At 56.0% G+C, this 24,630-nt stretch carries 22 protein-coding genes; 19 read left to right on the forward strand and 3 right to left on the reverse strand.

Annotation, left to right across the window (positions count from 1 at the left end; translation table 11 throughout):
- The first annotated feature begins 102 nt into the window (after positions 1-102).
- The 9 genes from AC22G1_RS06180 to AC22G1_RS06220 all read left to right on the forward strand — a co-directional run bounded on the left by AC22G1_RS06180 (position 103) and on the right by AC22G1_RS06220 (position 12,291).
- A complete protein-coding gene (locus tag AC22G1_RS06180) occupies positions 103-753 on the forward strand; it encodes a TIGR02466 family protein (protein ID WP_487315984.1) in 651 nt (216 codons plus the stop codon).
- 161 nt (positions 754-914) lie between these two features.
- A complete protein-coding gene (locus AC22G1_RS06185; protein ID WP_050657484.1) occupies positions 915-1,697 on the forward strand; it encodes a DUF3450 domain-containing protein in 783 nt (260 codons plus the stop codon).
- Positions 1,694-3,052 (forward strand): MotA/TolQ/ExbB proton channel family protein, encoded by a 1,359-nt coding sequence (locus AC22G1_RS06190; protein WP_050657485.1) that lies wholly within the window; start codon positions 1,694-1,696, stop codon positions 3,050-3,052. Before AC22G1_RS06185 ends, AC22G1_RS06190 begins: the two co-directional genes overlap by 4 nt.
- A complete protein-coding gene (locus tag AC22G1_RS06195; RefSeq protein WP_487315985.1) occupies positions 3,052-3,579 on the forward strand; it encodes a MotA/TolQ/ExbB proton channel family protein in 528 nt (175 codons plus the stop codon). Before AC22G1_RS06190 ends, AC22G1_RS06195 begins: the two co-directional genes overlap by 1 nt.
- Positions 3,580-3,591: 12 nt before the next feature.
- On the forward strand, positions 3,592-3,996 hold the full coding sequence (locus AC22G1_RS06200; protein WP_050657486.1) for an ExbD/TolR family protein: 405 nt from the start codon (positions 3,592-3,594) through the stop codon (positions 3,994-3,996).
- A 2-nt stretch (positions 3,997-3,998) separates the two neighbouring features.
- The gene (locus AC22G1_RS06205; protein WP_487315986.1) at positions 3,999-4,634 is read left to right on the forward strand and encodes an energy transducer TonB; all 636 of its coding nucleotides are present in this window, start codon (positions 3,999-4,001) and stop codon (positions 4,632-4,634) included.
- A 5-nt stretch (positions 4,635-4,639) separates the two neighbouring features.
- Positions 4,640-5,908 carry a tetratricopeptide repeat protein gene (locus AC22G1_RS06210; protein WP_487315987.1) on the forward strand — a complete coding sequence of 423 codons (1,269 nt, stop codon included), beginning with the start codon at positions 4,640-4,642 and terminating at the stop codon, positions 5,906-5,908.
- Between the two features lie 712 nt (positions 5,909-6,620).
- Positions 6,621-9,263 carry a TonB-dependent receptor gene (locus AC22G1_RS06215; protein WP_487315988.1) on the forward strand — a complete coding sequence of 881 codons (2,643 nt, stop codon included), beginning with the start codon at positions 6,621-6,623 and terminating at the stop codon, positions 9,261-9,263.
- Positions 9,264-9,669: 406 nt separating this feature from the next.
- Positions 9,670-12,291, forward strand: a complete 2,622-nt coding sequence (locus AC22G1_RS06220) for a TonB-dependent receptor plug domain-containing protein (RefSeq protein WP_487315989.1) — start codon at positions 9,670-9,672, stop codon at positions 12,289-12,291.
- Between the two features lie 141 nt (positions 12,292-12,432).
- On the opposite strand, the gene AC22G1_RS06225 is transcribed toward AC22G1_RS06220, so the two are convergent.
- The 3 genes from AC22G1_RS06225 to AC22G1_RS06235 form a co-directional block, all read right to left on the reverse strand.
- Positions 12,433-13,575 carry a prephenate dehydratase domain-containing protein gene (locus AC22G1_RS06225; RefSeq protein WP_487315990.1) on the reverse strand — a complete coding sequence of 381 codons (1,143 nt, stop codon included), beginning with the start codon at positions 13,573-13,575 and terminating at the stop codon, positions 12,433-12,435.
- A gap of 198 nt (positions 13,576-13,773) precedes the next feature.
- Entirely contained in the window at positions 13,774-14,106 is a 333-nt protein-coding gene (locus AC22G1_RS06230) for a hypothetical protein (RefSeq protein ID WP_487315991.1), read from the reverse strand.
- A gap of 69 nt (positions 14,107-14,175) precedes the next feature.
- Positions 14,176-15,102 carry a tRNA-dihydrouridine synthase gene (locus AC22G1_RS06235; protein ID WP_487315992.1) on the reverse strand — a complete coding sequence of 309 codons (927 nt, stop codon included), beginning with the start codon at positions 15,100-15,102 and terminating at the stop codon, positions 14,176-14,178.
- A 156-nt stretch (positions 15,103-15,258) separates the two neighbouring features.
- Here AC22G1_RS06235 and AC22G1_RS06240 point away from each other — a divergent pair, with 156 nt between their 5' ends.
- From AC22G1_RS06240 to adk, 10 genes are all read left to right on the forward strand, one after another.
- Positions 15,259-15,774 carry an HvfA family oxazolone/thioamide-modified RiPP metallophore gene (locus AC22G1_RS06240; protein ID WP_487315993.1) on the forward strand — a complete coding sequence of 172 codons (516 nt, stop codon included), beginning with the start codon at positions 15,259-15,261 and terminating at the stop codon, positions 15,772-15,774.
- Positions 15,775-15,819: 45 nt separating this feature from the next.
- Positions 15,820-16,650 (forward strand): HvfB family MNIO-type RiPP peptide maturase, encoded by an 831-nt coding sequence (locus AC22G1_RS06245; RefSeq protein ID WP_487315994.1) that lies wholly within the window; start codon positions 15,820-15,822, stop codon positions 16,648-16,650.
- Positions 16,647-17,375, forward strand: coding sequence for an HvfC family RiPP maturation protein (locus AC22G1_RS06250; protein WP_487315995.1), 729 nt, complete (start codon positions 16,647-16,649; stop codon positions 17,373-17,375). Before AC22G1_RS06245 ends, AC22G1_RS06250 begins: the two co-directional genes overlap by 4 nt.
- Before the next feature lie 59 nt (positions 17,376-17,434).
- Positions 17,435-17,800 carry a YbaN family protein gene (locus AC22G1_RS06255; RefSeq protein ID WP_487315996.1) on the forward strand — a complete coding sequence of 122 codons (366 nt, stop codon included), beginning with the start codon at positions 17,435-17,437 and terminating at the stop codon, positions 17,798-17,800.
- A gap of 72 nt (positions 17,801-17,872) precedes the next feature.
- Positions 17,873-18,424 carry an adenine phosphoribosyltransferase gene (apt, locus tag AC22G1_RS06260; RefSeq protein ID WP_487315997.1) on the forward strand — a complete coding sequence of 184 codons (552 nt, stop codon included), beginning with the start codon at positions 17,873-17,875 and terminating at the stop codon, positions 18,422-18,424.
- A gap of 90 nt (positions 18,425-18,514) precedes the next feature.
- Positions 18,515-20,803 (forward strand): DNA polymerase III subunit gamma/tau, encoded by a 2,289-nt coding sequence (gene dnaX, locus AC22G1_RS06265; protein WP_487315998.1) that lies wholly within the window; start codon positions 18,515-18,517, stop codon positions 20,801-20,803.
- Between the two features lie 9 nt (positions 20,804-20,812).
- The gene (locus tag AC22G1_RS06270) at positions 20,813-21,142 is read left to right on the forward strand and encodes a YbaB/EbfC family nucleoid-associated protein (RefSeq protein WP_050657501.1); all 330 of its coding nucleotides are present in this window, start codon (positions 20,813-20,815) and stop codon (positions 21,140-21,142) included.
- A gap of 3 nt (positions 21,143-21,145) precedes the next feature.
- Positions 21,146-21,748, forward strand: coding sequence for a recombination mediator RecR (gene recR / locus AC22G1_RS06275; RefSeq protein ID WP_464950481.1), 603 nt, complete (start codon positions 21,146-21,148; stop codon positions 21,746-21,748).
- Positions 21,749-21,857: 109 nt separating this feature from the next.
- On the forward strand, positions 21,858-23,708 hold the full coding sequence (gene htpG / locus AC22G1_RS06280) for a molecular chaperone HtpG (protein WP_487315999.1): 1,851 nt from the start codon (positions 21,858-21,860) through the stop codon (positions 23,706-23,708).
- Positions 23,709-23,900: 192 nt separating this feature from the next.
- The gene (adk, locus tag AC22G1_RS06285; RefSeq protein ID WP_487316000.1) at positions 23,901-24,545 is read left to right on the forward strand and encodes an adenylate kinase; all 645 of its coding nucleotides are present in this window, start codon (positions 23,901-23,903) and stop codon (positions 24,543-24,545) included.
- Positions 24,546-24,630: the final 85 nt, after the last annotated feature.

Genomic DNA, 24,630 nt, shown 5'->3' on the forward strand with positions numbered 1-24,630 from the left:
CTTTTTTTATCGGCCCCAATAGCTCTAGCTATTTGGCCAGCTGCTCGTTTGGAGTAGCCCTGTTTGACGTCTTATAACAGGTATGTTGGAGAATCCCCATAGATGAAAATTTCACCTATTTTTGCAACGCCCTTGTGCATACATCAGGTTGAAAACAGCGAAGCCCTTAACAAAGCACTCAAAGAATTAATCCTTGATGCGGAAAGAGACCCGAGCAAATACCGTAACCCGGTGCCAACACCAACAGTGCAGGTTGGCATCTTTGAGAGTGAGCTGGAGTTGTTCAAGTGGCAACATCCAGCAGTGCAATCCCTTAAGTCCATTTGTATGATGGCGGTCTCATCTTTAATAAAAACTTTAAATGGCTATGACGACCAAACCCTGTCGAAAATGGTCATTCAAAACGAGTCTTGGTTTCATATCACCGAGAGCGGTGGTTACATCTCTGCTCACACTCACCCCATGTCATCTTGGTCAGGGGTTTACTTCGTTGATGATGGTCAGCCTGATCAGACTCGTAAGGATAATGGCATCTTGCGTTTTCTTGATACCAAGCCAGGCGCCAATATGTTCCTTGATGCGGGTAACGGGCGACTGCAATCACCATTTAGCGGCGGCTCGGTGAATCTGCCAACAACTCCAGGCACTCTGGTTATTTTTCCTTCGTATCTGAATCATGAAGTGACGCCTTTTTTCGGGACTGGGAAGCGCATCACAATTGCGTTTAGTTCATGGTGCAAAGTCGTCTCTTAGTCACGCCTGGAGCGGCTTTCTGCTGTGTTGACACCCTGAAACGAATCTGGAATCATCGACAGCTGGTGTATCTCGGGCTTTTTTCTGAGATGCAATCCTTCGAACGCCTACCACCGTTCGGTGAGTAGGGCTCTATAACGATAAGACGTTGGTTGGGAACTATGTCCAGACTAAGCAAGAGAAGCACACTCGCTGCGGCCCTTGCCGGTGCCTTTATGTTTGCCGGTAGCGCCGCTTACGCGGCCGATCCTCTTGTCTCTTCTCAAGACGTTGAGAAAAATATCAATGACGCCGCTGCGGCTTCGCAGGCCAAGATTGACAAGCTTTCGGATCAAACCCGTGACCTGGTTGCGGATTACCGCACCACCGTTGCAGAAACTGACAACCTGAAAATTTATAACGACCACATTGCCAAGCTGATTGACAGCCAGAAGCAAGAAATGGGTCGTTATAACAAGCAGATCACCAACATCACCAAGACCCAACAAGGTGTCGTGCCGCTGATGTACAAAATGATCGACGCTTTGGATCAGTTTGTTAAGCTCGATGTTCCTTTCGAAAAAGAAGAACGCACCCAGCGTGTTCAGCATCTGCGTGACATGATGGAAGATTCTTCTGTTTCTACTTCTGAGAAGTATCGTCAAATCCTCGATGCCTATCAGATCGAAGTTGAAAACGGCTCTAAGAGCTATGCCTGGCAGGGTATTCTGCCCGTCGATGGCAAACAGCTCTCCGTTGACTTCGTGCACGTTGGCCGTGTCGCCTATCTGGCGCTGTCTCTGGACCAGCAAAACGCTTGGTTCTGGAACCGCGAGAAGAAAGATTGGGAAAAACTGGGTGATGAGTACGTAACTTCCGTCCGTGAGGCCGTGAAGCTGGCTCGTAACCAGGCTGCACCTAACCTGATGAAACTGCCAATCGAAGCACCGGAGTCTGCAGAATGAAAACTGTATTGAAGAGCGTAGTGCTGGCTGCTGGTCTGGTTTTGACCGCCCAGCCTGTTCTGGCCGCAGCTCCTCAGGCGAAGACCCTAGAGCAGTTGCTGCAAGATGTTCAGAAAGACCGTCTTTCTGACAACAAAATCAACAAGCAACGCGAACAGGAATTCCTGTCCGCTCGCGCTGACAAGCAAGCTCTGCTGAGCAAAGCCAAGTCTGAACTGGCTGCCGAGCAAGCTCGTGGTAAGCAACTGGAAGCCTCCTTTGCTGACAACGAGAAGCAACTGGCTGCCCTGGAAGAGAAACTGACCCTGGCCGTTGGCAACATGGGTGAGATGTTCGGTGTGGTTCGTCAGGTTGCTGGCGATGCCCAATCCCGCTTCCAGACCTCTATCATTTCCGCCCAGTACCCTGGCCGCGACAAAGAAATGAAAGAACTGGCTCAGTCCAAAGAGCTGCCTGAGCTGCCCCAGTTGGAAGACTTGTGGTTTGCTCTGCAAAAAGAAATGACCGCCTCTGGCGAAGTGGTTAAGTTCAAAGCTCCTGTTATCACCGTTGACGGTGAGAAAAAGGAAATGGACGTAACCCGCGTTGGCGCTTTCAACCTGATGAGCAGTGACCAGTACCTGGTTTACAACTCTGAAAGCGGCACCGTTGACGAGCTGTCTCGTCAGCCTGAGTCTTACATGACTGATACCGTTATCAGCTTCGGTAAGAACACCTCTGGCTACTCGCCTCTGTATGTTGACCCTTCCCGTGGCACCATCCTGACCCTGATGACGCAAAAAGTGACTCTGCTTGAGCGTTACAACCAGGGCGGTACCGTTGGTTACATCATCACTGGTGTACTGGCACTGGGTCTGCTGATCGTTCTGGAGCGTCTGATTGTTCTGGGCGGCATGAGCGCGGCTATCAGCCGTCAGCGCAAGTCCGATACCCCCAGCGATAACAACCCTCTGGGCCGTATCCTTAAGGTTTACGAAAACAACCGTAACGTTGACGTAGAAACCCTTGAGCTGAAGCTGGACGAAGCCATCCTGAAGGAAACCCCGCGTATTGAGCGTGGCGTATCCGTCATCAAGGTTCTGGCTGCCGTAGCCCCGCTGCTGGGTCTGCTGGGTACTGTTACCGGTATGATTGACACCTTCCAGTCCATTACCCTGTTCGGTACTGGTGACCCGAAAATCATGGCCGGTGGTATCTCTACCGCGCTGGTAACCACCGTACTGGGTCTGGTTGCAGCTCTGCCGCTGATTTTCCTTCACTCCATCGTGTACTCACGTAGCCAATCCCTGATCCACCTCGTTGAGGAACAGGCTGCTGGCATCATCGCTGAGCACGCGGAGAAGGAGTCTAAGTAATGATGCTCTTCCTGATAGAGCTTTGGGAATCTGTCAGGGATTTTATGAATACCGGGGGTGTAGTCCTCTACTGGCTGGCCCTCGTGCTGTTCATCATGTGGGTTCTGATGATCGAGCGCTATCTGTACCTGACCACAGCTTTCCCCAAATTGGTGAAAACTGTGCTGGGTAACTGGGACGCCCGTGAAGACACCACATCCTGGTACGCGCATAGAATCCGTGAGGCATGGATCTCCCAAGCCAATGAAAAGTTGAACGCGCGCATGCAGCTTATCAAGACCATGGTTGCCATGTGTCCCTTGATCGGACTGCTCGGCACTGTAACCGGTATGGTGCATGTGTTCGAAATCATGGCTAACACCGGCACGGGTAACCCCCGTCTGATGGCGTCAGGTATCTCCATGGCCACCATCCCGACGATGGCAGGCATGGTTGCGGCGCTGTCTGGTGTGTTCTTCAGTTCACGCCTGGAAGCCAAGGTTAAAGTTGCAAGCCATCGCCTCGTCGATAGCATGCCGCATCACTAAGAGAGAGTAGCTATGGCACGTAGACGTGTACGGCAAGAGGAAGAAGCCAGCATTGACATGACTCCGATGCTCGACATCGTGTTCATCATGCTGATCTTCTTCATCGTGACCACCTCTTTTGTCAAAGAGTCAGGTATTGATGTAAACCGCCCAACGGCAGCAACTGCTACCAAGAAAAAAGCGGCCAACATCTTTATCGCGATTAAAGAAAACGGCGAAATTTACATGGAAAAACGCCAGGTGGATGTGGAACGTGTTCGCGCCAACGTTGAAAAAATGTTGGCCGAAACTCCTGAAGCATCTGTTGTTATCCAGGCCGACAAGAACTCCAAGCACGGTGTTGTTGTGCAGGTTATGGACCAAGTCAAAGCTGCGGGCGTCGATAAGATCTCCGTTGCCGCCGACCCTGGGAGTTAATTATGGCTAGATCCATAGCAAGCATATTGCTGGGGATTGCGGTCACGTTTTTCCTGATCTGGTTCATGGCGTATCTGATCTCTGGTGGCCCGGCGCGGAACGATACTTCTGCCGATGCCCCGACGATCGATATCTCTGTGAACAAGCAGGAGACACCTCCCCAGAATAAACAGCGGGAGCTGCCGAAGAAGCCACCACCGCCGAAGCAGCCGCCTAAGCCGCTGAAGGCTATCCCGGATGAACCGAGCAAGCCTCAGCAGCAGATGCAGAATCTGAACATTCCGAAGATGAACTTCTCATCCCGCGGTTCAGGCCCTGCGGTGGGCGCCCCCACCATTGGTGGCGGTATGGGTGGTGACGGCGATGCAACGCCTATCTTCCGCATGGATCCTAAGTATCCGGTGGAAGCGGCTCGTGATGGTAAAGAAGGTTGGGTAAAACTGAGCTTCACCATTAACGAAGTCGGTGGTGTTGAAGACATCGAAGTTATCGATGCCCAGCCGAAGCGTATCTTCGACCGCGAAGCCAAGCGCGCCCTGGCCAAGTGGAAATACAAGCCGAAGATCATCGACGGCAAGCCTGTTAAGCAACCTGGGTTGACAGTTCAACTGGACTTCAAGCTGGAGGGTAAAAAGTAATGAAGATGAAAAAACTCGCTTCTTCCTTACTGGCGGTGTTGGCCTTGGCCGGCACTGTCACCCTGTCTCAGTCCGCTGTGGCTGAAGACAACGTGGTGCAGGTCAAGCAGGTGCCAAAGCGCAAGACTCAGGCATTGTCTGAGTCTGCTGGCCGCTCAGTGAGCAAGGCGTACGACCTCTTTTCCAAAGAGGACTATGCCGGCGCGCTGAAGATCATGCTGGATATGTCGCCCCGTGATGGTTACGACAAGGCTTACGTCGATCGCTTTATCGGTACCATTTATTACTATCAGGAAAAGTACGACCAATCCCTGCAGTACCTCAAACGTGCTGCTGATTCCGGTCAGCTGAACCAGACTGAGCAAGAAGGCGTATTGCGCCAGGTTGGTCAGATGCTTCAGCAACAGGAAAAGTGGAAAGAGTCGCTCACTTATCTTGATAAATGGATGGACTATTCCGGTAAGGAAAGTGCTGACGTTTACACCATGATGGCTCAGGCTTATTACCAGCTGAAGCAGTTGGATAAGGTTGTGCCGTTGGCCGATAAAGCCATCAAGCTTTACAAAAAGCCCAACAAAAACCCGTACGTGTTGAAATTGGCGGCGTATTTCGATCGCAAGATGTACAAGCCGATGATCCCCGTACTGGAAGAGCTGGTGAAGCTTGAGCCAAAAGAGAAGCAGTGGTGGATGCAGCTTGGTCAGGCCTACATGCTGGTTAACAACACCGATAAGGCGTTGGCGACCTATGCATTGGCTTACAAGCAGGGCTTCCTCACCAAAGAGAATGAAGGCAAAGTACTGGCACAGCTTTATGCGAACCAGGACATTCCCTACAAGTCTGCGGTGATCCAAGAGAAATTCATGAAAGCGGGCCTTATCCCGCAGGATGAGTCTTCTCTGTCCACGCTGGCCAATACCTGGCATAACGCCAAGGAATTGGACAAGGCTATCGACTATTACGGTAAGGCGGGTGAAGCTGGCGATAACGGTAAAGACTTCCTGAAACAGGGCAACTTGCTGCTGGAGCAGGAAAAGTACAAGGCAGCGATTGTTGCTTTGAACAAAGCCGTTAACGCGAAAACCGGGCTGTCACACTCTGAACCGGGTCGTGCTCATCTGGCGCTGGCTCAGGCATACTTCTTCCAAAAGTCCTATCTTGAGGCGCTTCAGCAAATCAAGTTGGCGAAGAACTATGACGAGACCAAGAAGACCGCTACTAGCTGGGAAGGCTATGTGCGGGACGAAGCCACTCGAAAGGGCGTCAAGCTCTGATAAAAGCCCCTTCGGGGGCTTTTTTAATGTCTGTTTTAAGCCTCTTCACTAGGTCATCTCCTTCTTTACCTGCTTTTGTAGAGACTGTTCCTATAGTCTATTTTGATGCTTGGTAGGTCAGACCTTACCGGTCTTGCTCGTAGATGAGCTGTTGTCACGCCTTGAACTTGAGTGCTCTCCTTGCTCCCTCGTTGTGTTTTATACCTACGCTGAAGCTAACGCCCACGGTCTGGTTGTTTGTTTTTTCATCGGTAGGCGCTGTTTACAGACAGAAAGTCTCTTTGTGTGTCTCCACACACGGCTATTTTGTTTTAAATTTGATGCAATATGGTTCTTATGTTTAAATTTGTTTTTTTATTGTTTTTATTTTTTATTTTTTGTTCTTTTTCCGGCTGCCAGCTGTGAGACCAGTCACAAAAAAAGTTCCCTGTGCAAAAAAAATGGGCAAAGAGTGCATAGCTATTCAATCTATATGCCTTTTTTTATGTTGTTGTTTTATCTGATTTTATTTTTCATTTTATCTTTTTATTAACTTTTAATTGTGGTTTTGTTTTTCAAATTGCAGTTGTGGTTAAACAATAAAAACCTTTTGGCATCATGTTGTTGCGTTGACATTAAAGTGGCTCTGTTTAAGTATCAATGCGGTTTTAAAAACCCGAAAAACAACCACAAATCCTAATGCGAACAAAATATCGCCAAAGGAAACGATGTCATGATGTCAAAAAATAAAACTTCCAAAGCTGTTAGCTGGGCGTTGCTGGCAAGTGCTACTGCTGCTGTAGCCATGCCTGTCCTGGCCGCCGACAACGGTAACGATGTTGAGCGTATTGAAGTAACCGGTTCACGCATCAAGCGTACCGACATGGAAACCGCTTCTCCGGTTTCTGTTATCTCTGCCAAAGATCTGCAAGCCAGCGGTTATACCTCTGTTGCCGACGTACTGGCCGACTCCACCTTCAGTGCTGGTGCGCCTACCGGTGCCGCCTCTAACAACGGTGGTAACGGTGCTTCTCGCGTAGATCTGCGTGGTCTGGGCTCTGCTCGTACCCTGGTGCTGGTAAACGGCCGCCGTATGGTTAACTCCGGTACTGGTGCTGACTCCTCTGTCGATCTGTCTACTATCCCTGTAGGCATGATTGAGCGCATCGAAGTACTGAAAGATGGCGCTTCCGCTGTTTATGGCTCTGACGCCGTAGCTGGCGTAGTTAACATCATCACCAAAAAAGACTTCCAAGGTCTGCAAGTTGACGCTAGCTACGGTGGCACCACTCGTGGTGACGCCAACACTGGCGAGATCAACCTGCTGATGGGTGGTAGCACCGATAAAGCCAACGTGGTTATCGGCGCCTCCTATGTTGACCGTGGTCTTGCCAAGCAAAGCAACCGTGGCTGGTCTGACTGTGCCAAAGATGGCCTGCCAGACGGTGCCTGTGGTGGTGGCTCCAGCTACATCCCCGGCGGTTCCTACAACGCTGGCGACGGCTACATGCAGCAAGACGCCAGCGGCAACTGGGTACCCCAGACCGATACCTATAACTACATCCCTTACCAGTACCTGTACACTCCTCAGAAGCGTACCTCTCTGTTCGGTAACGGTTCTTATCAGCTGACCGACAACACCCAGCTGTTTACCGAGTTCCTGTACACCAAGCGGATGTCCAACCAGCAGTTGGCCCCTTCTCCGGTAAGCCTGGAGATCCCCGCTGGTGCCACCGGTAACCCGGAAAACACCGCTGTTACCTACAAGCGTCGTATGACCGACGCCGGTACTCGTGGCTACGAGCAGACTGTTGATACCACCCGTTACGTGATTGGTGCCCAGGGTTACCTGGATATCCACAACGGTCTGGATTGGGACGTGTCCTACACTTGGGGCCGTAACGACTCAGTGTCCAAGGTTTCCAACCTGCAGAACACTTCCAAGATCCTCGACACCGTTGATCCTGACAAGTGTGGCGGTGATTCTGGTATCCCCTGTGCTAACTGGTTCGTGGGTGAAGGTCAGCTGAGCCAAGACGTTCTGGATTACGTTGACTACACCGACCAGTCCACCGGCGGTAACGAGATGAACGTTATCAACGCCAACATCTCCGGTGACCTGTTCGAACTGCCTGCCGGTATGTTCAGCTTCGCTTCCGGTATCGAATACCGTCGCGAGAAGGGCTGGTTCCAGCCTGACTCTGTGACTGTAGCCGGTGACAGCGCCCAGTCTCAGCAAGATCCGACTTCCGGTAGCTACGACACCAAACAGATTTACGCGGAATTCGCTATCCCTGTTCTGTCCGACAAGTTCCTGGTTAAAGACCTGTCTATCGAAGCGGCTGCCCGTTACTTCGATTACTCTACCTTCGGTAGCGATTCCACCTGGAAACTGGGTCTGACCTGGCGCCTGAACGACGACTTCATGCTGCGTGGCGTACGTTCTACCGCCTTCCGCGCTCCTACCGTATCTGAACTGTACGGCGGTAGCGTAGGTAGCTTCGACTACCTGGACGATCCCTGTTCTGACTACGGTTCTGGCAGCGCTTCTTCTACCAAATACCAGACCTGTAACACTCAGATCGGTAACACTGGCTACAAGTATGGCGACTCTCAGATCGAAACCACTTGGACTTCCGATCCGAACTTGAAGCCTGAAAAAGCCGACACCCTGACCCTGGGGGCGGTGTGGAGCCCGAGCTTCATCAACGGTTTCTCTGCGACTCTTGATTACTACAAAATTGAGATCAAAGACGCTATCGACCGTATCGATGCTCAGGAATACCTGAACAACTGCTACAACGGCGATTCCAATGCCTGTAGTGTGCTGAAAATCGAGCGTAGCGCCAACTCCGGCGATATCACCTACATGTCTCGTCCGCTGACCAACATCGGCGACGAGAAAATCAAAGGTGTTGACCTGGATATGCGTTATGCCTTCGACGCTGCTGGTCTGGGCTGGACCATCACCTGGGATACCAGCTACCTGGACGAGTACACCAAAGAAGGTATCGACTACGCCGATACCATCAGCGGTGACCAAGGCGCCTACGCCAAGTGGAAACACAACGCTAGCCTGGCTCTGAGCGGCGACAGCTGGGATGCCAAGTGGACCGTACGCTACATCGACGGCATGCACGACGATGGCGCTTACGAAGACGGTACTCCCTACACCTTCAAGACTGACTCTGTCGTCTACAACGACCTGTCCGGTAGCTATCACTTCAATGACAGCACTACTGTGACTCTGGGCGTAGATAACGTCTTCGACGAAGATCCGGCCTACGTACCTGACTACTCTGACGCCAACACTGTGCCTGAGGCATATGACGTTCTGGGTCGTTACGTATACGCCAAGCTGAGCTGGCGCATCTAATTCCCATTAACGGGAAAATAAAAAGCGACCTTCGGGTCGCTTTTTTTATGGCTTGTTAACGAGAAAAGGTGATCTTTATCCTGCTATTGCGAGACATCCTTATTTTTTGCTTTGGCGAGGAATTAAGGATTTTTATGAAGAGTGCCATGTCGATAAATGCGTCTTTATTGTTTCTGTTTTAATTTTTATTTATCAAATGCCCATGAAGCTCAGTAAATTCAGATTTTCATTTTAACAATTGAGTATCATCTACTTCTTCCCTATTTGCTATTTTCCTCCCTAGGCGTCGTTTGACGGCCAAATGGCTGTCCATGACTATCAACTCGCTTTTTAAAACCAAGCAATAAAACAGACCGTTTTTTGCGCAACTTTCTGCGCTGACGGTTAATAAAAAAGGGAGTGTGTCATGATGTCTCAAACCGCCATTAATAAGGCTGTCAAATGGGCGCTGCTGGGCGGCGCTGCTATTACCGTGTCGCTGCCGGTTCTGGCCGCCGACGATGCCAATCAAACCGAACGTATTGAAGTCACCGGTTCACGCATCAAGCGTACCGATATGGAAACCGCCAGCCCGGTCACCGTGATCTCGGCTAAAGATCTGCAGGCGAGCGGTTATACCTCAGTTGCTGACGTGCTGGCTGATGCCACCTTCAGCGCCGGCGCGCCAACTGGCGCCGCCACCAACAACGGCGGTGAAGGGGCGGCCCGGGTTGACCTTCGCGGCCTGGGTACAGCCCGTACCCTGGTGCTGGTCAACGGCCGGCGCATGGTCAACTCCGGCACCGGCGCTGATTCCTCCGTGGATCTGGGCTCCATTCCGGTGGGCATGATTGAACGTATCGAAGTGCTTAAAGACGGCGCTTCCGCCGTGTATGGCTCCGATGCCGTGGCCGGGGTGGTGAACATCATCACCAAGAAGGACTTCCAAGGCGTGCAGCTGGATGTCAGCTACGGCGGCACCGACAAGGGCGATGCCAACACCGGCGAAATCAACCTGTTGATGGGCGGCAGCACCGATAAGGCCAACATCGTGGTAGGTGCCAGCTACGTTGACCGTGGCAGCGCCATGCAAAGCAACCGCGATTGGTCAGACTGTATCAAGGACGGTACTGCCGCCGGCAACTGCGGCAGCGGCAGCAGCTATATCCCAGGTGGCTCGGTAAACGCCGGTGACGGCTACCTGCAGCAAGATGCCAGCGGTAACTGGGTGTCCCAGACCGACAGCTACAACTACGTGCCTTACCAGTACCTCTATACCCCACAAAAGCGCCTGTCGCTGTTTGGTAACGGCTCCTACCAGCTGAACGACAATACCCAGCTGTTCAGCGAGTTCCTCTACACCAAACGGACCTCCAACCAGCAGCTGGCGCCGTCTCCGGTTGCCCTGACCATCCCTGCCGACGCTACCGGCAACATTTGGGGCAGCGACGTTTATTACAAACGGCGGATGACCGACGCCGGCGCCCGGGGTTACTCTCAGGTGGTGGATACCAGCCGCTATGTGCTGGGCGCCCAGGGGTACCTGGATATCCACAATGGCCTGGATTGGGATGTCTCTTACACCTGGGGCCGCAATGATGCGGTGAGCAAGGTGTCCAACCTGCAAAACACCTCCAAGATCCTCGACACCGTCGATTCCAGCGTCTGTGACAACGTTTCCATTCCCTGCGCCAACTGGTTTGTCGGTGAGGGTGAGCTGAGCCAGGATGTCCTCGATTACGTGGATTACACCGACCAGTCCACCGGCGGCAACGAGATGAACGTGGTTAACGCCAACATCTCTGGCGACCTGTTCGAGCTGCCAGCCGGTATGTTCAGTTTTGCCTCTGGCATCGAATATCGCCGCGAAAAAGGCTGGTACCAGCCTGATTCTGTGACCGTCGCCGGCGACAGCGCCCAGTCTCAGCAAGACGCCACCGCAGGCAGCTACGACACCAAACAAATCTACGCCGAGTTCGCCATTCCGCTGCTGTCCGACAAATTCCTGGTCAAGGACTTGTCGGTAGAAGCGGCCATCCGTTACTTCGACTACTCCACCTTCGGTAGCGACAACACCTGGAAGCTTGGGATCACTTGGCGCCTGAACGACGACTTCATGCTTCGCGGCGTGCGGTCAACCGCTTTCCGCGCCCCGACCGTATCTGAGCTGTACGGCGGTAACGTCGGTAGCTTTGACTACCTGACCGACCCTTGCTCTGGTTACGGTAGTGCCAGCACCAGCTCTGCCCTCTATCAGAACTGTAACGCCCAAATCGGCAACACCGGCTACAGCTATAGTGACTCGCAGATTGAGACCACCTGGACTTCCTCTGAAGACCTCAAGCCCGAGCAGGCCGATACCCTGACTCTGGGCGCGGTGTGGAGCCCAAGCTTCCTGAGTGGCTTCTCCGCTACCGTGGATTACTACAAAATCAAGATCACCGATGCCATCGACCGCATCGACGCCCAGTCTTACCTGGACAACTGCTACAGCGGCGACAGCGCGGCTTGTGATGCTCTGAACATCACCCGCAGCTCCGTTTCTGGCGATATCTCTTATATGTCACGCCCCTTGACCAACATCGGTAAAGAGGAAGTGTCCGGGGTGGATATCGATGCCCGTTACGCCTTCAACGCCTGGGATCTGGGCTGGACAGCCAGCTTTGACAGCAGCTATCTGGGTAAATACACCAAGGAAGGGGAAGACTACGCCGGCACCATCAGCGGTGACCAAGGCGCCTATGCCAAGTGGAAGCACAACGCCAGCCTGGCGGTGAGCGGCGACAGCTGGGATGCCAAATGGTCGGTGCGTTATATCGACGGCATGAAGGACCTGAACCTGACCAGCTACAAGACCGACTCGGTGATTTACAACGACCTGTCCGGTAGCTATCACATCAATGACAGCACCACCGTCACCCTGGGTGTGGACAACGTCTTTGACGTCGACCCCGAATACGTTCCCAGCTATTCGGACGCCAACACCGTACCTGAGGTGTACGACGTGCTGGGTCGTTACCTCTACGCCAAGCTGAGCTGGCGTCTGTAACTAAAAAGGTGGCCCTTTGGCCACCTTTTTACTCTGCTTGGCAGGTCTTGCCTGCCCAACCAACTTTCTCAGGTTCCTCCCTGGACGAGAAAGCATGGCGGCCCAGCCGTCTTTTCGGGGCTGACGTTGTCAGCCCCTTTTTTATTGCGGCAGCGGCGCGCTGGTGGCCTTGACCCGCTCGTCCGAGTAACAACCCAGCACTTTGACAAAACGGGTGATGGCGCAGAGCTCCTGGTAGGCTTGCTGCCACTCCTCGCTTTGGTCGTTGGCCTGCACATCCATGTAAAACAGCTCTTCCCAGGGGTTACCGGGAATGGGGCGAGACTCGAGCTTGGTCATGTTAAAGCCGTGCTGCTGCAATACCTGCAAGGCGCTGACCAGGGCGCCCGGCGTGTTGTGGGTGGCCATGATAAGGCTGGTTTTGGCCGGCAGCTGGCTGGGCACGGTATGGGCGTCGCGGCTGACCAGGATAAAACGGGTGTGGTTCTCCTCTTGGTTGGCAAGGTGCCGGTCAATGGCCACCAGCCCGTACAGGGCGCCGCCGCTTTCCGGGCCTATGGCTGCAATGGGCTCGTCGCTCTCGGCCACCTTGGCCATGGCATGGGCCGATGACGGGCAGGCTTCCTGCTTGAGGGTGGTTTTGCCCAGATACTGCGAGCATTGCAACAAGGCCTGAGGGTGGGAGTAGACCCGCTCAATTTTGTCGAGGCTAAGGCCGGGTTTGACCAGCAGGTGATGGTCCACCTTCAGGTAGGTCTCACCGATGATATGCAGGTGGGTGTGGCGCAGCAGATCGTAGACATCGTTGATGGAGCCAGAAGAGGTGTTCTCGATAGGCAGCAGCCCCAAGGGCGCCCGGCCGTCTTCCACGGCTTTGACGATATCGGCAAAGCTCTCGCAAGAAAGGCCCTGGAACTGGCATTGGCGGCGGCTGGCGTAACCCTGGGCGGCGAGGTGCGAATAGGTGCCGGGGCGGCCAAGGTGGGCAATATGCAGTACGCCTTTTTCATCCCCTTGCTGCATCCAGGCCTGCTGCAAAAGCACCGAGTCTTCGATGATTACGTGGTAAAGCCGGGTCAGGTAGGCAGGGTCCAGGCCCAAAGCCTGGCCTTTTTCCATCAGGCTCAGCAGCAGGCTCGCCTCGCGGGCGGTATCGCGCACCGCGCCCTGGCGCTTGGCTTTGTCTTTGGCAACCGCCAGAGCCAATTGCCGGCGCTTGGCCAGGCTGCTTAGCAGGTTTTGGTCCAGCGCTTCGATTTCCTGGCGCAGGGTATTGAGATCCATAACTCCTCCAATACAAAAAAGGCCTCCCGTTTGGGAGGCCTCATGATGCTGCTGACATAACCTCATGCCGCATCATCGCCTCCCTTGAAGGAAGCGAAGAAGCAAAAAAAGAAGAGGGCGGCAGTGTTGGTCATCGGCTCGGTTTACATTTGTCAAGTGAACACAGCATGCCTACAGCAAGGGGTATTGGCAAGTTTTTTAAACGGCTTTACCAGCGCAGCGGGCGCAGCGCTGCTCGGCGGCATCTTTGATAAGCCGCTCCATCTCGATTTCCGCTTCGCAATCGGCGCAGATCCCAAATAGCCCAAGGTCAAGCTGGCACAAGGCGGCTTCCACCTTGTTCAGGCGGTTACACAGGCCATAAAGCTGGCGGTCAGGGTAACTGGGCAGCTGCTCGCCCAAACCATCCACGCCCTGGCTGGCAAGGGCTTCCAGCAGCGCCCCCGGCGCCCCCAGTTCGATAAGGCGAGCGCGGATCTGCTGCAGCAGCTGTTGCTGTTCCTGCGCCAGCGACTGGCCAAAGTCTGTCATTTGAGGATGCCTCCACATGGATAATGGCATCAGTCTAAAGGGCTTGGGCTCAGGCTTTGCTGACCTGCATCAAGGGTTGATGCTCTCCAGCATCGCTTCTTTATCGCTAAGGGTGCGCACCTTTTGAAAAAGCGCTTCGGCCTCAGGGTATTGCAGGCGCAAAAACTGTAGCCACTGCTTGAGGCGATTGGGGTAGTAAAGGCCCTTGTCACCCCGGATCTCGAACTGGGAGTAGCGTTTTAAGAGGGCTTGCACCGCTTCCCAAGGCGCTTTGGGGGCCAGGCCCTTGATGGCGGCGGCAAGGCTGGGGCAGGCTAGGGCGCCGCGGCCGATCATCAGGTCGGTACTGCCGCTAACGGCCTGGCAGCGCTTGGCATCGTCGCTGCTCCAAATTTCACCGTTGGCGATGACATTAAGGCCAATCTCGCTGCGGATAAGCGCGATTTGCTCCCAGTAGGCGGGAGGGCGGTAGCCGTCGCGTTTGGTGCGGGCATGTACCGCCAGCTCGGTGGCGCCGGCCGCTTCAATGGCGCGGGCGTTGTCCAGCATCAGGCTGGTGTCGTCGTAGCCCAGGCGAATTTTGGCGGTCACCGGCTGATGGGCGGGCACCGCTTGGCGCACTTCGCGGATGATGGCGTACAGGGTTTCTGGCTCTTTTAACAGCACCGAGCCGCCCTTGTTGCGGTTAACGGTCTTGGCCGGGCAGCCAAAGTTAAGATCAATACCCGGCGAGCCCAGGGCTACGGCCCGGGCGGCGTTCTCGGCCAGCCACTCGGGGGACTGGCCCAGCAACTGAATACGCACCGGCACACCGCTGGGGGTTTTGGCGCCGTTGGCCAGCTCCGGGCAGATCTTGAAAAAGCTGCGCTCCGGGTAGAGCTGGTCCACCACCCGCAAAAATTCGGTGACACACAGATCAAAGCCGCCTTGGGCGGTGAGCAAATCTCGCATCAGATGGTCGACAACCCCTTCCATCGGGGCCAGGATCACGCGCATTTTTTAAGGCCAGGTAGCAAACAGGTTGGCAAGTTTACGGGATCTGCATTTTATTGAAAGACGTGTGACATGTACCGGGTCTATTAGCCTGAGACCTGCCGGCAGCCGTTACGCCGTTCACGTCATTGATACCTAAACCACTAAAGGAAATTCAGCATGAAAACTCGTAACACTGTTGCAGCAGCCCTTGGGGTATTGGCCGTTGGTACTCTGGCCAGCGCCTCTGCCAGCGCTTCACCTTTTGCCATGACCCAACTGAACCAGGGCTACCAGGTTCAGCAGTTTGAAGCCAAATGCGGTGAAGCCAAGTGCGGCGGCAGCCCCAAGCAAGAGGGCCAGGCCGAAGAAAAGATGAAAGAAGGCAAGTGTGGTGAAGACAAAACCAAGATGAAGGAAGGCAAGTGCGGCGAAGACAAAGCCAAGATGATGAAGGAAGGTAAGTGCGGCGAAGACAAGGCCAAGATGATGAAGGAAGGCAAGTGCGGTGAAGACAAAGCCAAGATGATGAAGGAAGGCAAGTGCGGTGAAGACAAAGCCAAGATGATGAAAGAAGGCAAGTGTGGCGAAGACAAGGCCAAGATGATGAAAGACGAAAAGGCCAAAATGAAAGAGGGCAACTGCGGTGAAGACACCAAGGCCCACAAAGAAGGTAAGTGCGGTAGCGCCCACTAACCGGACAGGGTGCGGCGCTTGCCGCACCCTCTACCAGGACAAGCCATGAACAGACCTATCAGCGGCGCAGGCCTTGGGCTTCGGCGGGATTTTTTAGCCGATATTGGCGACACCTTACCGGCGCCAGTCAGCTTTTTGGAAGTGGCCCCCGAAAACTGGATGAAACTCGGTGGCGGCTATGGCCGGCGTTTTCGCGCCCTGACCGAACGCCACCCCTTTGTCTGCCACGGTTTGTCGTTGTCTATCGGCAGCCCGGCAGCCCTTGATTGGGACTTTCTCAAAGCCCTCAAGACCTTTCTTGACGAACACCATATTCGCCTTTATTCCGAGCACCTTTCGTACTGCTCGGGTAACGCGCACCTATACGATCTAATGCCCATTCCCTTTACCGAGCAAGCGGTCACCCACTTGGTAGCGCGCATCCGCCAAGTGCAGGATTTTCTGGAGCGCCCCCTGGTGCTGGAAAACGTGTCCTACTACGGCGCGCCGGGCCAGGAAATGAGCGAAATTGCCTTTATCAATGCGGTGCTGGAAGAAGCCGATTGCCAGTTGCTGCTGGATGTAAACAACATCTATGTGAACGCCACCAACCACGGCTACGACGCCGAGGCCTTCTTAAAGGCCCTGCCGAGCCAGCGCATCGCTTATGGCCATATCGCCGGGCACCATCAGGAAGCGGCCGATCTTATCGTCGACACCCACGGCGCCGACGTTATCGACCCAGTCTGGGCGCTGCTGGCCAAGGCTTATCAATATCACGGTGTCTTTCCCACCTTGCTGGAGCGGGATTTTAACCTGCCGCCCTTGAGCGGGCTGCTTGGTGAAGTGGGCACTATCGCCACCTTGCAAACCCAGGCAAGAGTGGAGGTGGCATGAGCTTTTTAGAAGTGCAGCGCGCCTTTATGGCCCACCTTCGCGACCCGGAGCAGCATCCGGCGCCAACTGATGTGGAAGATAGGCGCATGGCCATTTACCGCCGACTTTTTATCAACAACATCGACGGTTTCTTAAGCTCGTCTTTTCCGGTGCTAAAAAGCCTCTATGCCGAGGGCGACTGGCAGCAACTGGTGCGCCGTTTCTATGCCGACCACGATTGCCACTCGCCGCTGTTTTTAGACATCAGCGAAGCCTTTTTAGATTACTTGGACGGCCCCGCCTTTAGCCCCCGGCCCTGCGACCCGCCTTTTATGGCCGAGCTGGCCCATTACGAGTGGCTGGAGCTGGCGGTGGGGCGAAGCGAAGAAGAGGGCAGGCTGATTTGCCCCGATATCGATACGCCGCTCAGGCTCTCTGGCGCGGCGGCGCTGGCGGCCTATCACTGGCCGGTGCACCAGATAAGCAGCGATTTTCGCCCTGATGCGCCACTGGCGGCGCCGGTGTTTTTGCTGGTCTACCGCGGCCTCGACGACAAAGTCGCCTTTATGCTGCTCTCAAGCGCCATGGCTCAGGCCTTGTCGCTGATAGAGCAATCGCCCGGCCTTAGCACCAAGGCGCTTGTCGGCCACCTGGCCGCGCCGGGGGAGGAGCAAAGGGTGCTTGCCCGGCAACTGCTGGCGGCCCTTGGCGAGCTGGCCAGCAAGGGCGCGCTGCTGGGGGCCTAAATTGATCGCCCCAGCCCCATTGGGTAAACTCTCAGCCCGGCAGGCCCTGGGGAGTAGTGATGGCGGTGCGGTTTCTTTATCTGTTATGCGGTTGGGTGGCTATCGCCCTTGGGGTGCTCGGTATTGCCTTGCCGGTGCTGCCCACCACCCCCTTTATTTTGTTGGCGGCCTGGTGTTTTGCCAAAGGCTCGCCCCGTTGCCACCAGTGGCTGCGCTCCAACCGCTATTTTGGGCAGATGGTGCAGGACTGGGAGCGGCAAAAAGGCCTGCGCCGCCGTTACCGCCGCCGCGCCGTGGCCATGATGCTGGTCACCTTCAGTATCTCCCTTATCGTGGTGCCCAAGATCTGGTTGAAGATCATGCTGGTGGGGATACTGGTGTCGGTACTTATCTATCTTTACCGCTTGCCGGTGATCGAAGATTAACTCGCCAATAATTGCCAGCGGGGCCAAAAGCCCTTACCCTTTGGCGCTTTGGCTAACGCAATTGCGTGAAAAATGAGCATGAAACAAGACAGTCTGGCCGTCATCAAAGACGCCATCAAAACCATCCCTGATTACCCCAAGCCGGGCATCCTGTTCCGTGATGTCACCAGCCTGATGCAGGACCCCCGTGCCTTTGCCGAAAGCATCACCCTGCTGGCCGAGCATTACGAGAACCAGGGCTTTACCAAAGTGGTTGGCGCTGAAGCGCGCGGCTTTATTTTCGGCGCGCCCCTGGCCCTGGCCCTGGGTATCGGTTTTATCCCGGTGCGCAAACCCGGCAAACTGCCTCGCCAGACCCTGAGCCAGAGCTACGACTTGGAATACGGCCAGGACACCCTGGAGATCCACACCGACGCCATCGTCCCCGGCGACAAAGTGCTGCTGGTTGACGACCTGCTGGCTACCGGCGGCACCATCGAAGCTACCGCCAAACTGGTGCGTGAACTGGGCGGCGAAGCCAAACATGCGGCTTTTATCGTGTCCCTGCCGGAGCTTGGCGGTATCGAGCGCCTGGAAAAACAAGACATCGAGATCTTCGACCTAGTGCAATTCGACGGTCATTGATCCCAAAGGGCCGAGCCGGTAGCGTCAAGCTGCCAGCTCGGCCTTTTGCTGTGTTAGCATGGCCCTATTGAAGCGCATAACGACGATTGCATGGCATACCAGGTACTGGCCCGTAAGTGGCGACCCCAGAATTTCTCTGCCCTGGTGGGGCAGGAGCATGTGGTAAGGGCTCTTAACAACGCCCTGGCCCAAAATCGTCTGCACCATGCCTATCTCTTTACCGGCACCCGTGGGGTTGGTAAAACCACCCTGGCGCGCATTTTCGCCAAAAGCCTTAACTGCGAAACCGGTATTACCCCCACCCCTTGCGGCCAGTGCTCCACTTGCCTTGAGATTGAGCGGGGCAATTTTGTCGACCTTATCGAGGTGGATGCCGCGTCCCGCACCAAGGTGGAAGACACCCGCGAAATCCTCGACAACGTCCAGTACCGGCCTACCCGGGGCCGCTTCAAGGTGTACCTCATCGATGAAGTGCACATGTTGTCGCGCCACTCGTTCAATGCGCTGTTAAAAACCCTGGAAGAGCCGCCGGAGCACGTTAAGTTCCTGCTGGCCACCACAGACCCGCAAAAGCTGCCGGTCACCATACTGTCGCGCTGCCTGCAATTTAATTTAAAAAGCCTGAGCCCCGAGCTTATTACCGAGCACCTGGCCTATGTGCTGGGCGAAGAAAAGCTGGGTTTTGACGAGCCGGCGCTTCGGCTGCTGGCCAAGGCGGCCAACGGTTCCATGCGTGACGCCCTGAGTCTGACCGACCAGGCCATCGCCCATGGTAATGGCGAGGTGTTGCTGGATAACGTCCAGTCGATGCTGGGCACCCTCGATAACCACCACGCCCAGCAGTTGATGCACCAGGTCGTGGCGGCTGACGGCCAGGCGCTGCTGGCGGCCATCGAGCACGTGGCGATGATGTCGCCCGATTACAACGCCCTGCTGGCCGATATCCTGGCGCTGCTGCACCAAGCTGCCATTGCCCAGCAGGTGCCGGGCAGCCAAGAGGCGCCAGCCGAGCAGCTGGCGCTGCAACTGAGCCCGCAGCAGCTGCAACTTTTCTACCAGATGGTGCTGCACGGGCGGCGCGATCTGCCTTATTGCCCCGATCCGCGCATGGCCCTGGAAATGACCTTGCTGCGGATGCTGGCCTTTGATATCGACACCAATCCTGATCTTGGTAAGGCTCAGGCTAAAGCGCCCCACAGCGCCGCTAAAGCCGCGCCTCACAGCGCCGCTAAAGCCGCGCCGCAACCAGCCAAAGCCGCGTTGGTGCCGCCCAAAGCCAGCATGGACCCCGTCGCTGGTGCCCCCCGCACGCCAATGACGGCGCCGCCGGTGGCCAGCCAAGAAGACCTTGATGCCCAGCAGGCGCATCTGATGGCCATGGCCGAGGCGCAAGGGTTCAGGGGCGCCGAGGTTGCCGAGCCGCCTTCACAGCAGTTTGAACCGCAAGCCGCGCCGCAATCGGCGCCGCCGGTTCAGGCCGAGGCCGAGCAAGGTCATTACGAGCCGGCGCCAGCGCAGGCCGCGCCGCCACTTGAGACGCCGCCCAAGGCTGAAATGCCGCCCAAGGCCGATGCGCCTCAGGGGGCAGCTAATCCCACCAGCGCCTTGCTGGCCGCTCGCCAGGCCGTTAAAGCCAAGCAGCAGGTCCAGGAGGACAAGGGCCCAAAAAAGCCTGAGGCCCAGCAGCGGGCCCCGTCTTCAACCGAACCGGCTCGCAACCCCACTCAAACTGAGGAACACTCTTCGCAGCCGCAGCCGCAGCCGCAGCCCGTTGCCCCTGAGCGCCAAGCCTCGCCGGGCTGGGACGACGCGCCGCCCTGGCTTGATGACGATGTCGTGGAACCTGACCCCGGCATGCAGCTCGCTTGGGCCGAGCAGCAACAAGCCGAAGCCCCCGCTGCCCCTGAAGCGCCCAGCGCCGAGCCAGAACCGGCGGTATTAACAGGGCAGGGCGGCGAGCCTTACCCTGGTGTCACCCTGGCCCTTGATGACGCCCGGGAAGACGACCGCTTCTGGTTTGAATGCTGCGAGCGATTGAATATTGGCGGTTTTGTCCGGCAACTGGCCCTAAACTCGGTGCTGGAGCAACACCCCGAACACTGGACCTTGCTGCTGGAGCCAAGTCAGCGCCATCTGGAGCGCAACCTTGGTGACCTGCAACAAGCCCTGGCCCAAAGTGGCACTTTTTCCGGCAATGTCTCGGTGCAGGTACAAGCCGCACCGGCCGGGCGCGAAAGCCCGCTGGCCATTGCCAACCGAATTAGCCAGCGCTGCCAGGCCTATGCCGAGCAGGTGCTGGCCGACGATCCCAGGGTCAACCAATTTGTGGCCCTGTTTGATGCAGAACTGGTGGCGGAGTCAATTCGCCCAATCATGTGAGGAACGACAATGTTTGGTAAAGGCGGAATGGGCAACATCATGAAGCAGGCCCAGCAGATGCAGGAGCGGATGCAAAAAGCTCAGGAAGAGATCGCCCTCATGGAAGTCACCGGCGAAGCCGGTGCTGGCCTGGTGAAGATCACTATGCTTGGCAACCATAACGTGCGCCGCGTTGAAATCGACCCCAGCCTGATGGAAGACGACAAAGAGATGCTCGAAGATCTCATCGCCGCCGCCATCAACGACGCGGCCCGCCGCGTGGAAGAAGAATCCAAGGCCAAGATGGGTGCCGTAACCGGCGGCATGAAGCTGCCCGGCGGCATGCAGTTCCCCTTCTAAACCATGGAATTTAGCCCACTGCTGCGTGAGCTTATCCAGGCCCTGCGCTGCCTGCCTGGGGTGGGGGGGAAATCCGCCACCCGCATGGCCTTTCACCTCCTTGAGCGTGACCGCCAGGGCGGCCTGAAACTGGCCGGCCAGTTAAAAGCGGCCATGGAAGGCATCCAGCATTGCAGCGATTGCCGCACCTTTACCGAAGAGGATAAGTGCGGCATCTGCGCCAATCCCCGGCGCCTCGAAGCTGGCCAGCTGTGCGTGGTGGAAACCCCGGGAGACGTGATGGCCATCGAGCAGACCGGGCTTTTTTCCGGCCGCTACTTTGTGCTGATGGGGCATCTGTCGCCCCTGGACGGCATAGGCCCGGCGGAGCTGGAGCTCGATAAGCTCGACGCGCTGCTGGCCCGCGAGCCCTGGCAGGAGCTTATTCTCGCCACCAACCCCACGGTGGAAGGGGATGCTACCGCCCACTACGTGGCGCAAATGGCCCGCCAACATGGGGTCAAGGTCAGCCGCATTGCCCACGGCGTGCCGGTGGGGGGCGAGCTCGAATTTGTGGACGGCACCACGCTGTCCCACTCCTTCAGCGGCCGCCAACCCCTGGCCTGATGGCTGAAAAACCCCACATCCGTGGGGTTTTTTATTACTGGTGTCTTGAAAATATTGCCCCTGCCCCCATCTACCTTCCCAGCGAGTCACACAAGAGGAATGTGGAACCATGACCACCCAAACCCATGGTTTTCAAACCGAAGTCCAGCAACTGCTGCAACTGATGATCCACTCCCTGTATTCCAACAGGGACATCTTCCTGCGCGAACTCATTTCCAACGCCGCCGACGCCGCCGACAAGCTGCGTTTCAAGGCGCTGGAAAACGCCGACCTCTATGAGGGCGATGGCGACCTGAAAGTGCGCATCAAGGCCGACAAAGACAAAGGCACCCTGACCATCAGCGACAACGGCATCGGCATGACCGAAAGCGAGATCGTTGAGCACCTGGGTACCATTGCCAAGTCCGGCACCAAGGCCTTCTTCCAGAGCCTGTCTGGCGACGCCGCCAAAGACAGCCAGCTCATCGGCCAGTTCGGGGTGGGCTTTTATTCCGCCTTTATCGTCGCCGACACCGTTGAGGTGCACAGCCGCGCCGCCGGTGCCAAAGAAGGCGTGATGTGGCGCTCCAAAGGCGAGGGCACCTTCGAGACCGGCCTCAGCGACAAGACCAGCCGCGGCACCGACATCGTGCTGTTCTTGAAAGACGACGACAAAGACTTCCTGGAAAGCTACAAGCTTGAGCAGGTGATTCACACCTATTCCGACCACATCGGCGTGCCGGTGGAGCTCTTTAAAGAGGGCAAGGAAGAGGGTGAAGAAGGCGGCTTCGAAGCGGTTAACCAAGGCACGGCGCTGTGGACCAAGTCCAAGAGCGAAGTGAGCGACGAAGAGTACATCAGCTTCTATCAGCACCTCTCCCATGACTTTGGCGAGCCGCTGACCTGGAGCCACAACAAGGTGGAAGGCAAGCACGAGTATACGTCCTTGCTGTACATCCCCAAAAATGCGCCCTGGGACTTGTACCAGCGTGAGCGCCAGAGCGGCCTCAAGCTCTATGTGAAACGCGTGTTCATCATGGACGACGCCGAGGTGTTCTTGCCCCAGTACCTGCGCTTTGTGAAGGGCCTGGTGGACTCGGCCGACCTGCCGCTCAACGTCAGCCGCGAAATTTTGCAAGACTCCAAGCTGACCCAGTCCATGAAAGGCGCCATCGCCAAGCGCGTGATTGCCATGCTCGAAAAGCTGGCCAAGGACAAGCCCGAAGAGTACGCCGGTTTTTGGAAGCACTTTGGCGCCGTGCTCAAAGAAGGCCCGGCCGAAGACTTTGCCAACCGCGAAGCCATTGCCGGCCTGCTGCGCTTTAACTCCACTCACCATGACGACACCGAGCATCTGGTGAGCCTGGATGAGTACCTTGAGCGCATGCCCGAAGGCCAGGACAAGATTTACTATGTGGTGGCCGACAGCTTTAACGCCGCCCGCTTTAGCCCGCACCTGGAAGTGCTGCGCAAAAAAGGCTTTGAGGTGTTGCTGCTGTCCGAGCGCATCGACGACTGGATGATGAGCCACCTCACCGAGTACAAGGGCAAATCCTTTGCCTCTGCCACTCGCGGCGAGCTGGATATTGAAGCCACCGACGAGGAGAAGGAAGCCGAGAAGGCCATCGAAGGGGTCTTGGCCAAGGTCAAAGACAGCCTTGGTGATAAGGTCAGCGAGGTGCGCTTTACCCACCGCCTCACCGACTCCCCGGCCTGTGTGGTGACCGACGAGCACGGCATGTCCAGCCAGATGGCCAAACTGCTGGCCTCCGTTGGCCAGGCGGCCCCTGAAGTGAAATACATCTTCGAGCTTAACCCCGAGCACCCGGTGGTTAAATCCCTCGATGGCCGCCAAGGGGAGAACTTTGAAGACGCGGTGGCGCTGCTGTTTGAGCAGGCGCTGCTGGCCGAGCGCGGCAGCCTCGAAGATCCTTCCGGTTTCGTGAAGCGTCTCAACAAGTTGATGCTTCAGGGTCTGTAACCGGCCTGTGCACAAGGGCAGCATTTGCTGCCCTTGTTCTTTTCTTAACGGCGCCGGCTGTGTACCCTATCAGGCTGTTAACAATAAATCGGCGCGATCTGCTTCACTCCCCCGAAGCACAGATGCAGCGACCGGTGGCCAGGGTGGTTACCGAAGTCGCGTCAGCTTTATCAATTAAAAAGAGAGCCACACATGCGCATTATCCTGCTAGGCGCCCCTGGCGCAGGGAAGGGCACCCAGGCCCAGTTCCTGATGAAAAAATTCGGTATTCCCCAGATCTCCACCGGTGACATGCTGCGCGGCGCCATTGCTGCCGGCACCCCGCTGGGCCTGGAAGCCAAAAAAGTCATGGATGCCGGCCAGCTGGTGTCTGACGACATCATCATCGGCCTGGTTAAGGAACGTATCGCCGAGGACGACTGCAAGAACGGTTTCCTGCTGGACGGTTTCCCGCGCACCATTCCCCAGGCTGATGCCATGAAGGAAGCCGGTGTGGCCATCGATGTGGTTATCGAGTTTGACGTGCCGGACGAAATCATCGTCGAGCGTATGGCAGGCCGCCGCGTCCACCCCGCCTCTGGCCGGGTTTACCACATCACCTACAACCCGCCCAAAGCCGACGGCAAAGACGACGAGACCGGCGAGCCGCTTATCGTTCGTGACGACGACAAAGAAGAAACCGTACGTAAGCGCCTGGGCGTTTACCACGAGCAGACCGAGCCGCTGATCGGCTACTACCAGACCGAAGCCAAGCTGGGCGCAGTCAAATACCTCAAGATTGACGGCACCCAAGCCGTTGACGCTGTCAGCAAGCAACTTAGCGAACAGCTCAATTGAGAAAAAAGGCCCCGGTAAGGGGCCTTTTTTTCGTATCCTGATGACCTGATTCGACTTTTGGCCGTATACAATCGGCCAAGACGAT

The organism is Gallaecimonas zhanjiangensis, assembly GCF_057624825.1.

What these genes read in the sequence shown, in the direction of transcription:
- AC22G1_RS06180 (WP_487315984.1), top strand. Translation starts at nt 103, where the DNA reads ATGAAAATTTCACCTATTTTTGCAACGCCCTTGTGCATACATCAGGTT.
- AC22G1_RS06185 (WP_050657484.1), top strand. Translation starts at nt 915, where the DNA reads ATGTCCAGACTAAGCAAGAGAAGCACACTCGCTGCGGCCCTTGCCGGT.
- AC22G1_RS06190 (WP_050657485.1), top strand. Translation starts at nt 1,694, where the DNA reads ATGAAAACTGTATTGAAGAGCGTAGTGCTGGCTGCTGGTCTGGTTTTG.
- AC22G1_RS06195 (WP_487315985.1), top strand. Translation starts at nt 3,052, where the DNA reads ATGATGCTCTTCCTGATAGAGCTTTGGGAATCTGTCAGGGATTTTATG.
- AC22G1_RS06200 (WP_050657486.1), top strand. Translation starts at nt 3,592, where the DNA reads ATGGCACGTAGACGTGTACGGCAAGAGGAAGAAGCCAGCATTGACATG.
- AC22G1_RS06205 (WP_487315986.1), top strand. Translation starts at nt 3,999, where the DNA reads ATGGCTAGATCCATAGCAAGCATATTGCTGGGGATTGCGGTCACGTTT.
- AC22G1_RS06210 (WP_487315987.1), top strand. Translation starts at nt 4,640, where the DNA reads ATGAAAAAACTCGCTTCTTCCTTACTGGCGGTGTTGGCCTTGGCCGGC.
- AC22G1_RS06215 (WP_487315988.1), top strand. Translation starts at nt 6,621, where the DNA reads ATGATGTCAAAAAATAAAACTTCCAAAGCTGTTAGCTGGGCGTTGCTG.
- AC22G1_RS06220 (WP_487315989.1), top strand. Translation starts at nt 9,670, where the DNA reads ATGATGTCTCAAACCGCCATTAATAAGGCTGTCAAATGGGCGCTGCTG.
- AC22G1_RS06225 (WP_487315990.1), bottom strand. Translation starts at nt 13,575, where the DNA reads ATGGATCTCAATACCCTGCGCCAGGAAATCGAAGCGCTGGACCAAAAC.
- AC22G1_RS06230 (WP_487315991.1), bottom strand. Translation starts at nt 14,106, where the DNA reads ATGACAGACTTTGGCCAGTCGCTGGCGCAGGAACAGCAACAGCTGCTG.
- AC22G1_RS06235 (WP_487315992.1), bottom strand. Translation starts at nt 15,102, where the DNA reads ATGCGCGTGATCCTGGCCCCGATGGAAGGGGTTGTCGACCATCTGATG.
- AC22G1_RS06240 (WP_487315993.1), top strand. Translation starts at nt 15,259, where the DNA reads ATGAAAACTCGTAACACTGTTGCAGCAGCCCTTGGGGTATTGGCCGTT.
- AC22G1_RS06245 (WP_487315994.1), top strand. Translation starts at nt 15,820, where the DNA reads ATGAACAGACCTATCAGCGGCGCAGGCCTTGGGCTTCGGCGGGATTTT.
- AC22G1_RS06250 (WP_487315995.1), top strand. Translation starts at nt 16,647, where the DNA reads ATGAGCTTTTTAGAAGTGCAGCGCGCCTTTATGGCCCACCTTCGCGAC.
- AC22G1_RS06255 (WP_487315996.1), top strand. Translation starts at nt 17,435, where the DNA reads ATGGCGGTGCGGTTTCTTTATCTGTTATGCGGTTGGGTGGCTATCGCC.
- apt (WP_487315997.1), top strand. Translation starts at nt 17,873, where the DNA reads ATGAGCATGAAACAAGACAGTCTGGCCGTCATCAAAGACGCCATCAAA.
- dnaX (WP_487315998.1), top strand. Translation starts at nt 18,515, where the DNA reads ATGGCATACCAGGTACTGGCCCGTAAGTGGCGACCCCAGAATTTCTCT.
- AC22G1_RS06270 (WP_050657501.1), top strand. Translation starts at nt 20,813, where the DNA reads ATGTTTGGTAAAGGCGGAATGGGCAACATCATGAAGCAGGCCCAGCAG.
- recR (WP_464950481.1), top strand. Translation starts at nt 21,146, where the DNA reads ATGGAATTTAGCCCACTGCTGCGTGAGCTTATCCAGGCCCTGCGCTGC.
- htpG (WP_487315999.1), top strand. Translation starts at nt 21,858, where the DNA reads ATGACCACCCAAACCCATGGTTTTCAAACCGAAGTCCAGCAACTGCTG.
- adk (WP_487316000.1), top strand. Translation starts at nt 23,901, where the DNA reads ATGCGCATTATCCTGCTAGGCGCCCCTGGCGCAGGGAAGGGCACCCAG.